Here is a 14,086-nt window from a genome sequence, read left to right as displayed (position 1 = left end):
CTCTTGCCACGAGGCACCTCATGAATCGCGAAGAATTCCTGCGTCTAGCCGCTGCCGGCTACAACCGCATCCCGCTTGCCTGCGAAACCCTGGCCGACTTCGATACGCCGCTGTCGATCTATCTCAAGCTGGCCGACCAGCCCAACTCCTACCTGCTCGAATCGGTGCAGGGCGGGGAGAAGTGGGGCCGTTACTCCATTATCGGCCTGCCGTGCCGCACGGTACTGCGGGTCCATGACCATCGCATCAGCGTGACCCACGATGATGTCGAGATCGAAAGCCTCGAGGTCGAAGACCCGCTGGCCTTCGTCGAAACCTTCAAGGCCCGCTACAACGTGCCAACCATCCCTGGCCTGCCGCGTTTCAACGGTGGATTGGTGGGGTATTTCGGCTACGACTGCGTGCGCTACGTGGAAAAACGCCTGGGCACTTGCCCGAACCCCGATCCGTTGGGTGTTCCGGACATTTTGCTGATGGTTTCCGACGCGGTCGTGGTTTTCGATAACCTCGCTGGCAAGATGCACGCCATCGTCCTGGCCGACCCTTCCCAGGAAGATGCCTACGAGCAAGGGCAGAAAAGCCTGCAGGCTTTGCTGGAAAAGCTCCGCCAGCCGATCACCCCGCGTCCCGGCCTGGATTTCAGCAAACAGTCGGCGGCCGATCCGGTGTTCCGTTCCAGTTTTACCCAGGACGATTACGAACGCGCCGTCGATACCATCAAGGAGTACATCCTGGCGGGCGATTGCATGCAGGTGGTGCCGTCGCAACGGATGTCCATCGACTTCAAGGCCGCGCCCATCGACCTGTACCGGGCGCTGCGCTGCTTCAACCCGACGCCTTACATGTACTTCTTCAATTTCGGCGATTTCCATGTCGTGGGCAGTTCGCCGGAAGTGCTGGTGCGGGTCGAAGATAACCTGATCACCGTGCGGCCGATTGCCGGCACCCGCCCCCGTGGCGCTACGGAGGAGGCTGATCGGGCGCTGGAAGAGGACCTGCTGTCGGACGACAAGGAAATCGCCGAGCACCTGATGCTGATCGACCTGGGCCGCAACGACACCGGGCGGGTCTCGGAAGTCGGTTCGGTGAAGCTCACCGAGAAAATGGTCATCGAGCGTTATTCCAACGTGATGCACATTGTTTCCAACGTCACCGGCCAGTTGAAGGCCGGGCTGACGGCGATGGACGCTTTGCGGGCGATCCTGCCAGCAGGGACTTTGTCCGGCGCGCCGAAAATCCGTGCGATGGAAATCATCGACGAACTGGAGCCGGTCAAGCGTGGCGTGTACGGCGGGGCCGTGGGTTACTTTGCCTGGAACGGCAACATGGACACCGCCATTGCCATCCGCACAGCCGTGATCAAGAACGGTGAGCTGCACGTGCAGGCCGGCGGCGGTATCGTCGCCGACTCGGTACCTGCCTTGGAATGGGAAGAAACCTTGAACAAACGCCGGGCCATGTTCCGCGCCGTGGCGCTGGCGGAGCAGACTCCGAAGGACTGAAGCCTGCAGTCCTTCAGGTAGGCACGATCAACTGTGGGAGCGAGCTTGCTCGCGATGGCGGACTGTCAGTCGACCGATTGGTTGAACATGGCAACCCCATCGCGAGCAAGCTCGCTCCCACATGGTTCTGAACAATCAAAAGTCCAGGCTGACTCCCAGGCTCACCCCTTGCTGGGTGAAGTCATCATCCTTGCGCAACGTATAACCGCCCCGCAACGCCAGATCGTTAGTCAACTTGTGGCTGACCCCCAGGCTCAGGCGATTCAGGTGGCTCTGTGGCGTATAGCCTTCCAGCGTGAAGTCGTTGGCGGGCAGGCTGTTGAGGGCGATGTTGACCTTTTGCGTGTCGTCTTCGTACTCGCGCTCGTGGGTATATTCGCCAAACACCTGGGTCTGGCGGGTAAAGTTGTATTTGCCCTGCAAGCCAACGCCCAGGCGTTTCGAGTCACGGCTCTGATCATCGAAGGTCAGGGCGGTGGAGCGATTGCTCTTTTCCGAGTAGCCATCGACTTCCACCTTCGCATAGTCAGCGCTGATAAATGGCGACAGGTGCCATTCACTGCCCGGTTGGGCAATGTCGTAACCCAAGCGCGTGCTGAATGCCCAGAGATGGCCGTCGGTGTCGCCTTTCTCCTGCGCTTCGTTGACGCCCAGGTCGAACTTGCGCTCCAGGTTGTCGTAGTCGAGCTTGCCACCGGTCAGCGCCGCATCGGCCCACCAGCGGTTTTGCTGGAACTGGGCGAAAGCGGTCGCCAGGTAGCTGTTGAGCTTGTAGTCCGAGTCGTTATGACCGGCCTCCAGGTCCTGGCGGTAGACACCGGCGGCCACACCCACGCGCCAGGCCTCGTTCAGGCGATAACTGCCACCGATGTTCAGGCTGTAGCCGCTGCCGTCGGCGCTGGCGCTACTGCCCTGGCTGTCCATGTCCAGATGCTGGCCGCCGCCCGCGACGATCGCCCGCCATTGACCGACCGCCTGCCAGTTCTCCCAATCCGACTGCCATTGGCTGCGCAACTCATCCTGGTGGGCGCGCAGGGTCGAGTGGGCCATTTCCGGCAACAACGTCAGTTCCCACGGCGCCGCGAGCAGGGAGTAGGCGTAGTCGGCGATCAGTTTCTGACCGGCCTCAGTAGGGTGGACCGAGTCGTTGTAAATCAACTTGGTGGGGTTCGGCGTGGCGCTGTTGATGCCATACGTGGCGTTTTCCGTACAGCCGTTGCCACTGAAGCAGGTCGCGGTGAGGTTCTCGTTGGTGGCGAAGCCGAATCGTGCGGGATCGGCGAAGCTTTCCTTCAGCAACAGGGGAATATTCAGTGGAATGACTTCGGCGGCGATGCCTTGCAAGCGCGTGGTCAGTTGCTGGTTGAATTGATTGCTGAGTTGGGAGAATGCGCCTTGAAACGGGCCGCCATTGAGCGCCGGGGTCAGGCCCAGGTCGGGCAGCAACCAGACCATCACATAGCGAGCCCCGGCGGTTTGCAAGACCTGGACACTGTCAGCCAGACGGTCCGCGGCGGCCGTCGCCTGGGCGCCGGTCAACACCAACCCCTGGAGAAAGTCGTTACCGCCACCGGAGATGTAATACAGCGCATTCGGATCGGCGCGAAGACCATTGGCCGCCAGGTAACCGATACGACTGCGCTCGCCGGTATTGGAAACAGTGGTAATCGAGTTGAGGATCTGGTCGGTACGATAGCCTCCCACCGCCCAGTTGTTACCGTCCGCCAGGCCCTCGCTGGCGCGTACCGCCGAGGTGGAGGCTGCCGTCTCATCGTCGGAAAATCCCAGCCGTCCGCCGAGCAGTTGGGTGGAGTTGGCGGAATAGACTTCGCCACTGCCGTCCAGATAAACCGGACCGGTGCGGTTGGTAAAGCGTCGGGTGGCCCCGGATGGTCCGCCCGAGTCGGTCAACTGGCCGGCGTCGTTGAGGCTGTCACCGAATACGATGAAGCTCGAATAGGGGTTGGGTGCGGCATTGGCCTGGGCGCAAGCCATCGCCAACAGGCAGCCGGTGATTGGCGCGAATAACGTCTGTCTGATCATGAAAAATTCCATTTCAATTGAACACAATGAAAACACCAAAAAAACCGATGTTCTGCCCCCTCCATCAGCAAGCTTTGTGCTTGTTTCAAAGCGCTTCGGGGTCGGTCATATTGCGTGCTCCGTCCAGCTAAGCTACTGTGCCGGGACGTATGAACGAGACTTCCCCTGTGTCGATTGTCAGCAAACTCCTGGATCAAATGATCAAGGCACACGCCCGTTGGCGTTGGCGCGCCTGAACGTTCTCCGCCGGCCTTGCCGGACCTTTACCGATTTGCCTTCGTTACCCGCTTGAAAACCGCTTCGCTGGCGCATCAGACGCCGTGCCAAGCGCAGCACCGTGCGGGTCACTCTCCGAAGGCTGTATTTAAAGTCAGTGAATTCAATAGGTTGCTTACGCCATGTTGCTGATGATCGATAACTACGACTCTTTTACCTACAACGTTGTGCAATACCTCGGCGAGCTCGGCTCCGAGGTCAAGGTCGTGCGCAACGACGAACTGACCATCGCTGAGATCGAAGCCCTCAAGCCTGAGCGCATCGTGGTCTCGCCCGGTCCTTGCACGCCGACCGAGGCGGGCATTTCCATCGAAGCCATCAAGTATTTCGCCGGCAAACTGCCGATCCTGGGCGTTTGCCTGGGGCATCAGTCGATTGGCCAAGCGTTCGGCGGCGATGTGGTGCGTGCCCGTCAAGTGATGCACGGTAAGACTAGCCCGGTATTTCACGAGGACAAGGGCGTGTTCGAAGGGCTGAATCTTCCGTTGACCGTCACCCGCTACCATTCCCTGATCGTCAAGCGTGAAACCCTGCCCGATTGCCTGGAACTGACCGCCTGGACCCAGCTTGAAGACGGTTCGGTGGATGAAATCATGGGGCTGCGCCACAAGACGCTGAATATCGAAGGTGTGCAATTTCATCCCGAGTCTATTCTCACCGAGCAGGGCCACGAACTGTTCGCCAACTTCCTCAAACAAACCGGCGGCACGCGCTAAGGACTTTTCATGGATATCAAGACAGCCCTGAGCCGTATTGTCGGCCATCTCGACTTGAGCACTGACGAGATGCGCGACGTGATGCGCGAAATCATGACCGGCCAATGCACGGATGCGCAGATCGGCGCATTCATGATGGCCATGCGCATGAAGAGCGAGAGCATCGATGAAATCGTCGGCGCGGTCTCGGTGATGCGCGAATTGGCGGACAAGGTCGAACTCAAGACCCTGGACGGCGTGGTGGATGTGGTCGGTACCGGCGGTGACGGCGCCAATATTTTCAACGTTTCCACGGCGGCGGCGTTCGTGGTTGCGGCGGCGGGCTGCACCGTGGCCAAGCATGGCAACCGTGCCGTCTCCGGCAAGAGCGGCAGTGCCGATCTGCTGGAAGCGGCCGGCATCTACTTGAACCTGACTCCGGTCCAGGTGGCGCGCTGCATCGACAATGTCGGCATCGGCTTCATGTTCGCCCAGACCCACCACCGCGCCATGAAGCATGCCGCCGCGCCCCGCCGTGACCTGGGGCTGCGCACGCTGTTCAATATGCTCGGCCCGCTTACGAATCCGGCCGGCGTGAAACATCAGGTGGTCGGCGTGTTCAGCCAGGCATTGTGCCGGCCTTTGGCTGAAGTCCTGCAACGCATGGGCAGCAAGCACATCCTGGTGGTCCATTCGAAGGACGGCCTGGACGAGTTCAGCCTGGCGGCACCCACGTTTGTCGCCGAACTAAAAAATGATCAGATCAGCGAATATTGGGTCGAACCTGAAGACCTGGGCATGAAGAGCCAGAGCCTGCACGGGCTTGCGGTTGACAGTCCGGCCCAATCGCTGGAACTGATCCGCGATGCCCTGGGGCGTCGCAAGACCGAAAACGGCCAGAAAGCCGCTGAAATGATCGTGCTCAACGCCGGCGCTGCGCTGTATGCCGCCGACCACGCCAGCAGTCTCAAGCAAGGCGTGGAGCTGGCCCACGATGCATTGCACACTGGCCTGGCCAGGGAAAAACTCGAAGAACTCGGTGCATTTACCGCCGTATTCAAAGTGGAGAACGAAGGATGAGCGTGCCAACGGTTCTGGAAAAAATTCTGGTTCGCAAGGCCGAAGAAGTGGCTGAGCGCCGTTCGCGAGTCAGTCTGGCCGAGCTGGAAAACCTTGCGCGTTCAGCGGATGCGCCCCGCGGCTTTGCCAAGGCGCTGATCGATCAGGCCAAGAAAAAACAGCCTGCGGTGATTGCTGAAATCAAAAAGGCCTCTCCCAGCAAGGGCGTGATTCGCGAGAACTTCGTTCCGGCCGACATCGCCAGGAGCTACGAGAAGGGCGGTGCGACCTGCCTCTCGGTGCTGACCGATATCGACTTTTTCCAAGGCTCCGACGACTACCTCAAGCAGGCGCGGGCGGCGTGCAAGCTCCCGGTGATCCGCAAGGATTTCATGGTCGATCCGTATCAGATTGTCGAAGCGCGCGCGCTGGGCGCCGATTGCGTGTTGTTGATCGTTTCCGCCCTCGACGACGTGAAAATGGCCGAGCTGGCGGCGGTCGCCAAAGACATGAACCTGGATGTATTGGTCGAAGTCCATGACGGCGATGAGCTGGAGCGGGCACTGAAGACTCTCGATACCAAGTTGGTCGGGGTGAACAACCGCAACCTGCACACCTTCGAAGTCAACCTGGAAACCACCCTGGACCTGTTGCCGCGCATTCCGCGTGATCGCCTGGTCATCACCGAAAGCGGCATCCTCAACCGGGCCGATGTCGAGCTGATGGAAGTCAGCGATGTGTACGCGTTCCTGGTGGGCGAAGCGTTCATGCGGGCCGAGAGCCCGGGCACTGAATTGCAACGGTTGTTCTTTCCTGAACGGGGTCTCCCCATAAGCGGTTCGACATTGGACTGACTCGATGTCGCCCGTGATTTCCCTGACCGTCGAAGCCGGCCTGCAAGCCGAACAGGACTTGCTGGCCAGCATCTGTGCCGGCGATGCCGAGTTCGGCCTGTTGTTCTGGCAGCCCCATGACCGTGCGTTGGTCATGCCGCGTCGCTTGAGTCGCTTGCCGGGGTTTGACCACGCCTGTGAAGTCTCGGCCGCCAACGGCTGGCCCGTGCTGTTGCGGGAAACCGGTGGTGAACCGGTGCCTCAATCAGCCGCCACCGTCAATATCGCCCTGGTCTACGCGCCACCGCGCAGTGAAGGCGATCATGGTCGGATCGAAACCGCGTATCGCCGGTTGTGCGACCCCATCTGTCAGCTGCTGGATGAGTTGGGTGGGCTGGCTTCGCTGGGGGAGGTGGAGGGCGCGTTTTGCGACGGGCGATTCAACGTCAATCTCGACGGTCGAAAAATGGTCGGTACCGCTCAGCGCTGGCGCCAGAGCAAGGGCGGCCAGCGCCCGGTAGGCCTGGTACACGGTGCGCTGTTGCTGGACAACGAACGCGAGTCCATGGTCGCTGCGGTCAATCGCTTCAATGAGGCCTGCGGCCTGGCGCAGCGAGTGCGTGCCGAGAGCCACATTGCCTTGCATGAAAAATTCCCGGCCCCTCACGCGCTGGAGCGGCTCGAGGCGTTATACCGGCAATTGCCGGCCGCGCTCGCCGGGGCCTAACGCGTTCCGAACACCACCATAGTCTTGCCTTTGACGCTGACCAGGTTGCGCTCCTCCAAGTCCTTGAGTACCCGACCGACCATCTCCCGAGAGCAGCCGACAATCCGGCCGATTTCCTGGCGGGTTACTTTGATCTGCATGCCGTCCGGGTGGGTCATGGCATCCGGTTGTTTGCACAACTCCAGCAGGCAGCGGGCAACGCGACCGGTGACGTCGAAGAAGGCCAGGTCGCCCACCTTGCGGGTGGTGTTGCGCAGGCGCTGTGCGATTTGTCCGCTGAGAACGTAAAGAATGTCCGGGTCTTGCACCGACAGTTCTCGGAATTTGCTGTAGCTGATTTCCGCGACCTCACATTCGATCTTCGTTCGTACCCAGGCACTGCGCACCTGCTCCTTGCCTGCCTGTTCGAACAACCCCAGTTCGCCGAAAAAATCCCCCGAGTTGAGATAGGCGATGATCATTTCCCGACCGTCGTCATCCTCGATCAGGATAGTGACCGATCCCTTGATGATGAAAAACAGTGTCTCAGAGCGATCGCCCGCGCAAATGATGTTGTGCTTGGCTGGGTAACGGCGACGCTGACAGTGCATCAGGAGTTTGTCGAGGTTCTTGATCTTGAGCGTGGGAGTAATGGCAACCATGGTTGTATCCCGAAAGACCTGCGCAGTGTGGTGGTTTGGTTTTTTTATGGGCGCGATGGCAATCGCGATAGCTGGCCATACGCCAGCGAGTGAGGCCAGCTTAACAGAGGCATCCCCAGTTGATTTGAGAATTTACTTACAGCACGCCAGTCAGGCGTCCTACGGCAGGGGCTGTCATGACAGGGGCTGTGCTAAGCTGGCGCCCCTTTTTAACAGTGGAGTCTTGGCGATGAAGGCACGCATCCAATGGGCTGGCGAAGCCATGTTCCTCGGCGAATCAGGCAGCGGTCATGTGGTCGTCATGGACGGTCCGCCGGAGGCGGGTGGCCGTAACCTGGGGGTTCGGCCAATGGAAATGCTCCTGCTGGGCGTGGGCGGTTGCAGTAATTTCGACGTGGTCAGCATCCTCAAGAAATCCCGTCAGGCCGTCGAAAGTTGCGAAGCCTTCCTGGAAGCGGAGCGCGCTACCGAAGACCCTAAGGTGTTCACCAAGATTCACATGCACTTTGTGGTAAAGGGGCGAGCCCTGAAGGAAGCCCAGGTCAAGCGTGCCATCGAGCTGTCCGCCGAAAAATATTGCTCGGCTTCCATCATGCTCGGCGCTGCCGGCGTTGAAATCACCCACGATTATGAAATCATCGAATTGGGTTGAATCGACATCCAACCATCATAAAAGCAGTGCAAGCTCTGGCGATCAGCAGCCGACGTCTGCATAATGCGCCACTTTTTTCAGGGCAGTGATCGGTCCGCTCGACCGGTCGCTTGCCTGGACAGACAACCAAAATCGCCATCGCGAAGAGGTGTTAACCGTCCTACGCAGGTGCGTCGTTCGCATCTGACGGGCATGCTTGATCACGCGGCCGGGCCGCAATACACAGAGAGTTTTCAAACGGTGAAAAGCAAACTCAAGCTCCATGGGTTCAATAACCTGACAAAGACCTTGAGCTTCAACATCTATGACATCTGCTATGCGGAAACTCCGCAAGACCAGCAGGCCTACGTCGAGTACATCAATAAAGAGTACAACGCCAAGCGCCTCACGCAGATCCTCACGGAAGTTGTCGATATCATTGGTGCCAACATCCTGAACATCGCCAGTCAGGACTATGAACCCCAAGGTGCCAGCGTGACCATTCTGATCTCGGAAGAGCCGGTGACACCGACCGACAGCCAGATCGAAGAGTCCCCGGGCCCGTTGCCCGAAATCATCCTGGCCCACCTCGACAAGAGTCACATCACGGTACATACCTACCCGGAAATACATCCGGTGGACGGTATCGCAACGTTCCGTGTGGACATTGATGTGTCGACCTGTGGCGTCATTTCACCGCTCAAGGCGCTCAACTTCCTGATTCACCAGTTCGACTCGGACATCGTGACCGTGGATTACCGCGTGCGTGGGTTCACCCGCGACGTTGAAGGTCACAAGCACTTTATCGATCACGAGATCAATTCGATTCAGAACTACCTGTCCGAAGATACTCGCGACGCGTACCAGATGACCGACGTCAACGTGTACCAGGAAAACCTGTTCCACACCAAAATGCTGCTCAAGGACTTCGAACTGGATAACTACCTGTTCGGTGATGCCACCAGCAACCTGTCTACTGAACAGCGTGAGCAGGTGGAAGAGCGTGTAAAACACGAAATGCTGGAAATTTTCTACGCACGCAACATGCCGCGCTGAAGTTTCAGGTATAAAAAAGGCGACTACCGGTGGGTAGTCGCCTTTTTTGTGCAAGCTCGATGTTGTCTTGAGCCTGTCTCCCGTTCGCTATTAGATCCGATAAGTGCTCTTGGTCATGACCTTGGCCAACAGGCTCATGCCAAACTTCACCGGCGCCGGAAAACGAAAACCACCGGCCTCCAGGGCGCTTTCGGCATGGTGCTCCTCGTCCTCGCGCATCTGCTCCAGAATCGCCCGGGACTTTTCATCCTCGGCTGGCAATTGCTCCAAGTGCTCATTCAAGTGCTTGCACACCTGATGCTCGGTCGCCGCCACGAAACCGAGGCTGACTTTGTCACTGATCAGTCCGGCCACCGCCCCGATACCGAATGACATCCCATAGAACAATGGGTTCAGGACGCTGGTATGACTGCCCAACTGGCGAATGCGCTGCTCGCACCAGACCAGGTGGTCGACTTCTTCCTCGGCGGCATGCTCCATCGCCTCACGCACCTGCGGCAGCTTGGCTGTCAGCGCCTGCCCTTGATACAGCGCCTGGGCGCAGACTTCGCCGGTGTGGTTAATGCGCATCAGTCCAGCGACATGGCGGGTCTGTTCGTCACTCAGTTGCGCGTCCGGCTGCACGATAGCCGGTGATGGACGGTACGGCTGGCCACTGAAGGGCAGCAGCGTACGCATCGCGGTATCGGCTTGCAGCAGCAGGCGGTCAATCGGCGAGTAGTGACGTTGGGTAGTCATGCTTATCTCCGGAGGAAAAATCACAGCGGCCAGTTTAAACCAATCGGCCGCTGAAAATTTGCGTTGGGTCAGGGCTATCAGCCCGGCGGCCAGTGCATCTGGCGCTGCCCAAGCACGTGCATATGAATGTGATAGACGGTTTGCCCGCCGAGTTCATTGCAGTTCATCACCACACGGAAACCGTCTTCACACCCTTGCTCCTTGGCCAGGCGCTGGGCAGTGAACAGAATGTGCCCGGCCAGCCCTTTATCTTCCTCAGTCAGATCATTGAGTGTGCGGATCGGTTTCTTCGGAATGACCAGAAAGTGCACCGGGGCCTGTGGGGCGATGTCGTGGAAGGCCAGGACCTGGTCATCCTCGTAGATGATCTTGGCCGGAATCTCCCGGTTGATGATCTTGGTAAACAGGGTATCCACAGCTGTTCTCCGTTGGATTAGTCGAGCTCGAGTGTAATGAAAGGGCGGCTGACGAGCCTGGGTTTTAGCTTCAAAAGGTTATTCAACGCGGGCAGTAGGTCTTGTTGACCATGCCGGCGATCGTCCGTACCAGCCACCGCGACCCCAATCGCGGCAACGCGGCGAGCCAGCGATTGCGCCGCCCGGGAATGATGATGGCCCGGTTTCTGTCCAGCCCACGCACCGCATACAGCGCAACTTCCTCCGGGCTCATCAGGCGTTTGTTATCGATGAACTTCTGCTCATCAAGCTGGGCCCTGGCGAAAAAACCGGTGCGGATCGGGCCAGGGCAAAGCACCGATACCTTGATCGCGCATTTCTTGAGTTCGACCCGCAGGGCTTCGGAGAAGTGCAGTACATAGGCCTTGCTGGCGTGGTAGGTACTCATCCAGGGGCCGGGTTGGAAGGCGGCGATCGATGCGACATTGAGGATTTGTCCGCCACCCTGCAGCGCCATGCTATTGCCTATCGCGTGACAGAGGCGTGTCAGGGCAAGGATATTGAGTTCGATCAGGTCCTGTTCGGTCATCCAGTCCTGGCCCAGGAACGGGCCACTGGTGCCAATGCCGGCGCAGTTGACCAGCAAGTCGATCTGGCGTTCGCCTTCCTCCAGCTCCAGCAAGAAACCTGAAAGCCGCAGGGGCTCTCCCAGGTCACAAGCCCGGAACAACACCTCTACGCCAAACCGTTGCGTCAGTTCTGTTGCAATACTTTCCAGCCGATCACGTTGTCGAGCCACCAGTATCAGGTTGCGACCGCGCCGGGCCAGTGCCTCGGCCATGGCCAGGCCGAGGCCACCGGAGGCGCCAGTGATCAGTGCGTAACGGGTCATGCAGTTCTCCATCACAACAGCCCGCCGCCAGTGGACTGGGCTGTCACTGACACGAAGCGCGCTTATTGTTCCTCTTCTTCCTCATAGTCTACAGAAGGTGAGGCCGCCTCTGCTGCTTCGGCAGCAGGTTCGACATTGGTGTCGTCGCTGCTTTGATATTCGCTCGACTCGCTGTTTTCAAAGTTGCTCACAGAGTTGCTGTATTCGTCTCCGATATCGCTGAACGCCCCGCCCACTGCCGCGGCGATGATCAGGACGATCATGACGACCCACAGCGATGAAAGTACCTTGACCGCCGTGCTGTTGGGCGGCGGTGGCGCGCCATAGCGATTCGCGCCGGTATTGCCAGGCATGCACATGAGCACGAACGGGAAGAGGCTGCCTACGAACGGCACCAGGTTGAGCAGCCACAGCCACCCGGACCAGCCAAGGTCATGCAGCCGCTGGACGTTGAACTGGAGGCTCACAAAGGCAAAGGCGAGCGCGATGGCCACCCCTGCCAGCCCGCCGACAATCATTGCAGCCAGTGAGTTGGACGCGATGAGCCATGACAGGCTGAACCAGAATGCCACGCCGATCACCGGCAGCATCACCAGCGTCAAGACCATGGTCCAGGCCAGGAACCGCAGCCGCCCGATACGCCCCTCGAAACTGAAGGGCTTGAGTGTGCTGTATCCGGCCACTGCTTCACCGACTTGCGCCCGAGGCGGCGCGTATGGCGATGCGGGGTCGATGATGGCGTCCGGGTGGCGTCCGTCCGATGGGTGGAGCGATTCCTGTACCTCGCCGAGGTTCAGATGGAGAGCAGGCTCGGCTTCGATTCGTGCATCGATCCCGCTCTTGTTGAGCGCTTCGAGGTACTTCTGTGCTTCGCTCTGGGACAGGTTGCTTTTAAGGGCTACCTTACGACCGCTGAACAGTCGTTCAATAGCGCTGACATCGCTTTTGAACAGCTCGGCGAGGTTGAGTTTGGCGGTGGTGGTATCGACGCCTGGCATCAGGGCTCCGTCGAATACGATGTTGAAACGGGTTTCGCTCATGCCCGGCATCCTTGTCTCTAAGGTTAAGTGTTTGTTGTTATCAGGTCAGTTCAGGTCTGCTCAGCGGGGCCATTGCCCCCCAAGCTGTGCCGCCCGGGCCTGCGCCTGACGGTATTCTTCATCCAGGCGTGCCACCAATTGGTCGACGCTTGGCAAATCGTGGATTTCACCCACGCCTTGGCCTGCGGACCATACGGTTTTCCAGGCCTTGGCTTCGTCGTTCAACGGCTTGAGTTTCGAACCGGCATCCACCTCGCCTTTGCCCTGCAGGGCGGCCAGGTCGAAGCCGGCGTTTTCCAGGCTCTGGCGCATGAAACTGGCCGGTACCCCAGACACTGCAGGAGTATGCACGATGTCTGCGGCTCGGGATGTGAGCAACATCTCTTTATAAGCGTCAGGCGCATGGCTTTCGGTGGTGCCGATAAAGCGTGTACCGAAGTAGGCCAAATCCGCACCGAGCAGCTGTGCGGCCAGAATCTGATGACCGTGGTTCAGGCATCCCGCAAGTAGAACGGTTTTGTCGAAGAACTGCCGGATCTCGGCGACCAGCGAGAATGGGCTCCAGGTTCCGGCGTGCCCACCTGCGCCGGCGGCAACGGCGATCAGACCATCGACACCGGCCTCGGCGGCTTTTTCCCCATGACGCCGTGTGGTGACGTCGTGGAACACCAGGCCGCCGTAGCTGTGAACGGCGTCCACCAGTTCTTTCACTGCGCCAAGGCTAGTGATGACAATCGGCACCTTATGTTCGATGCAGATGGCCAGGTCGGCCTGAAGCCGCGGGTTACTGTGGTGGACGATCAGGTTGACGGCGTAGGGCGCCGGGTTTTCCAGTGCCGCCAGCCCGGCCTCGATTTCTTCCAGCCAGGCCTTGAAGCCACTGCTCTCGCGCTGGTTCAACGCGGGGAAGCTGCCGACAATGCCGTTGCGACAGCAAGCCAGCACCAGCTGTGGGTTGGAAATCAGGAACATCGGCGCCGCCACGACGGGCAGGCGCAAACGTTGTTCGAGCAGAGCGGGCAGCGACATTGGAAGTACCCCGGGTTAAGTAGTGCCGATTGGAAGTTAGAACGGCCGAACCACGACCAGAATTACGATAGCCAGCAATATCAGGACCGGCACTTCATTGAACCAGCGATAAAAGACGTGGCTGCGGGTATTTTCGCCACGGGCGAAGCGCTTTACTTGGGCGCCGCACATATGGTGATAACCGATCAACAGTACGACCAGGGTCAGCTTGGCGTGCATCCAGCCGCCTTGGGTGAAGTAGGCGCTGGCGTTGAGGCTGAGCAGCCAGATGCCGAACACCAGGGTGGCGACCATCGCCGGGCCCATGATGCCGCGATACAACTTGCGCTCCATGATGCTGAAACGTTCTTTGCTGACGCTGTCTTCGCTTTGGGCGTGATAGACAAACAGGCGAGGCAGATAGAACAGGCCGGCGAACCAGCAGACCATGCTGACGATGTGAAGTGCTTTGAGCCACAGATAGAGCATTTTTAGTTATTCCCAGATTCACGGTGACTCGATAGTAGAGGTTAGAGCGCCCACACGTCAC

Annotated in this window: 15 protein-coding genes; 7 read left to right on the top strand and 8 right to left on the bottom strand. The window is 59.2% G+C overall.

Features of this window, described 5'->3' with window-relative positions; all coding sequences use genetic code 11:
- Positions 1–20 precede the first annotated feature (20 nt).
- Positions 21–1,502 carry an anthranilate synthase component I gene (gene trpE, locus LOY70_RS26980; protein WP_265031463.1) on the top strand — a complete coding sequence of 494 codons (1,482 nt, stop codon included), beginning with the start codon at positions 21–23 and terminating at the stop codon, positions 1,500–1,502.
- 135 nt (positions 1,503–1,637) lie between these two features.
- On the opposite strand, the gene estP is transcribed toward trpE, so the two are convergent.
- Positions 1,638–3,545, bottom strand: a complete 1,908-nt coding sequence (gene estP, locus LOY70_RS26975; protein WP_320110193.1) for an esterase EstP — start codon at positions 3,543–3,545, stop codon at positions 1,638–1,640.
- Between the two features lie 398 nt (positions 3,546–3,943).
- Here estP and LOY70_RS26970 point away from each other — a divergent pair, with 398 nt between their 5' ends.
- The 4 genes from LOY70_RS26970 to LOY70_RS26955 are packed head-to-tail and all read left to right on the top strand — an operon-like array spanning position 3,944 to position 7,135.
- A complete protein-coding gene (locus tag LOY70_RS26970) occupies positions 3,944–4,537 on the top strand; it encodes an aminodeoxychorismate/anthranilate synthase component II (RefSeq protein ID WP_123343844.1) in 594 nt (197 codons plus the stop codon).
- 9 nt (positions 4,538–4,546) lie between these two features.
- Positions 4,547–5,596, top strand: a complete 1,050-nt coding sequence (gene trpD, locus LOY70_RS26965) for an anthranilate phosphoribosyltransferase (protein ID WP_265031461.1) — start codon at positions 4,547–4,549, stop codon at positions 5,594–5,596.
- Positions 5,593–6,429, top strand: coding sequence for an indole-3-glycerol phosphate synthase TrpC (trpC, locus tag LOY70_RS26960; RefSeq protein ID WP_265031459.1), 837 nt, complete (start codon positions 5,593–5,595; stop codon positions 6,427–6,429). The genes trpD and trpC overlap by 4 nt, the downstream gene beginning before the upstream one ends.
- 4 nt (positions 6,430–6,433) lie before the next feature.
- Entirely contained in the window at positions 6,434–7,135 is a 702-nt protein-coding gene (locus LOY70_RS26955; RefSeq protein WP_265031457.1) for a biotin/lipoate A/B protein ligase family protein, read from the top strand.
- Here the strand turns inward: LOY70_RS26955 and crp are convergent.
- Entirely contained in the window at positions 7,132–7,776 is a 645-nt protein-coding gene (gene crp, locus LOY70_RS26950) for a cAMP-activated global transcriptional regulator CRP (RefSeq protein ID WP_265031455.1), read from the bottom strand. The two genes, LOY70_RS26955 and crp, sit on opposite strands and share 4 nt — an antisense overlap.
- A gap of 229 nt (positions 7,777–8,005) precedes the next feature.
- Between crp and LOY70_RS26945 the strand changes: the two genes are divergently transcribed.
- Both LOY70_RS26945 and speD read left to right on the top strand, forming a co-directional pair.
- Complete coding sequence (locus tag LOY70_RS26945) at positions 8,006–8,428, top strand: OsmC family protein (RefSeq protein ID WP_003206127.1); 423 nt, start codon at positions 8,006–8,008, stop codon at positions 8,426–8,428.
- Positions 8,429–8,668: 240 nt separating this feature from the next.
- A complete protein-coding gene (gene speD / locus LOY70_RS26940; RefSeq protein ID WP_265031453.1) occupies positions 8,669–9,463 on the top strand; it encodes an adenosylmethionine decarboxylase in 795 nt (264 codons plus the stop codon).
- A 90-nt stretch (positions 9,464–9,553) separates the two neighbouring features.
- Here speD and coq7 read toward each other — a convergent pair whose 3' ends face one another.
- From coq7 to hemJ, 6 genes are all read right to left on the bottom strand, one after another.
- Positions 9,554–10,201, bottom strand: a complete 648-nt coding sequence (gene coq7 / locus LOY70_RS26935; protein WP_123343849.1) for a 2-polyprenyl-3-methyl-6-methoxy-1,4-benzoquinone monooxygenase — start codon at positions 10,199–10,201, stop codon at positions 9,554–9,556.
- Between the two features lie 77 nt (positions 10,202–10,278).
- Entirely contained in the window at positions 10,279–10,617 is a 339-nt protein-coding gene (locus LOY70_RS26930) for a histidine triad nucleotide-binding protein (RefSeq protein ID WP_123343850.1), read from the bottom strand.
- An 82-nt stretch (positions 10,618–10,699) separates the two neighbouring features.
- Positions 10,700–11,488, bottom strand: a complete 789-nt coding sequence (locus LOY70_RS26925; RefSeq protein WP_265031450.1) for an SDR family NAD(P)-dependent oxidoreductase — start codon at positions 11,486–11,488, stop codon at positions 10,700–10,702.
- Between the two features lie 62 nt (positions 11,489–11,550).
- Complete coding sequence (locus LOY70_RS26920) at positions 11,551–12,528, bottom strand: DUF805 domain-containing protein (protein WP_265031448.1); 978 nt, start codon at positions 12,526–12,528, stop codon at positions 11,551–11,553.
- A gap of 60 nt (positions 12,529–12,588) precedes the next feature.
- Complete coding sequence (locus LOY70_RS26915; protein WP_265031446.1) at positions 12,589–13,557, bottom strand: NAD(P)H-dependent flavin oxidoreductase; 969 nt, start codon at positions 13,555–13,557, stop codon at positions 12,589–12,591.
- Between the two features lie 36 nt (positions 13,558–13,593).
- Positions 13,594–14,025 (bottom strand): protoporphyrinogen oxidase HemJ, encoded by a 432-nt coding sequence (gene hemJ / locus LOY70_RS26910; RefSeq protein WP_265031445.1) that lies wholly within the window; start codon positions 14,023–14,025, stop codon positions 13,594–13,596.
- Positions 14,026–14,086: the final 61 nt, after the last annotated feature.

Origin of the sequence: Pseudomonas sp. B21-054, assembly GCF_026016345.1 — a bacterium.
Classification (GTDB): domain Bacteria; phylum Pseudomonadota; class Gammaproteobacteria; order Pseudomonadales; family Pseudomonadaceae; genus Aquipseudomonas.
The sequence above is the reverse complement of the archived record's forward strand: the minus strand, read 5'-3'. Positions and strand labels throughout refer to the sequence as shown.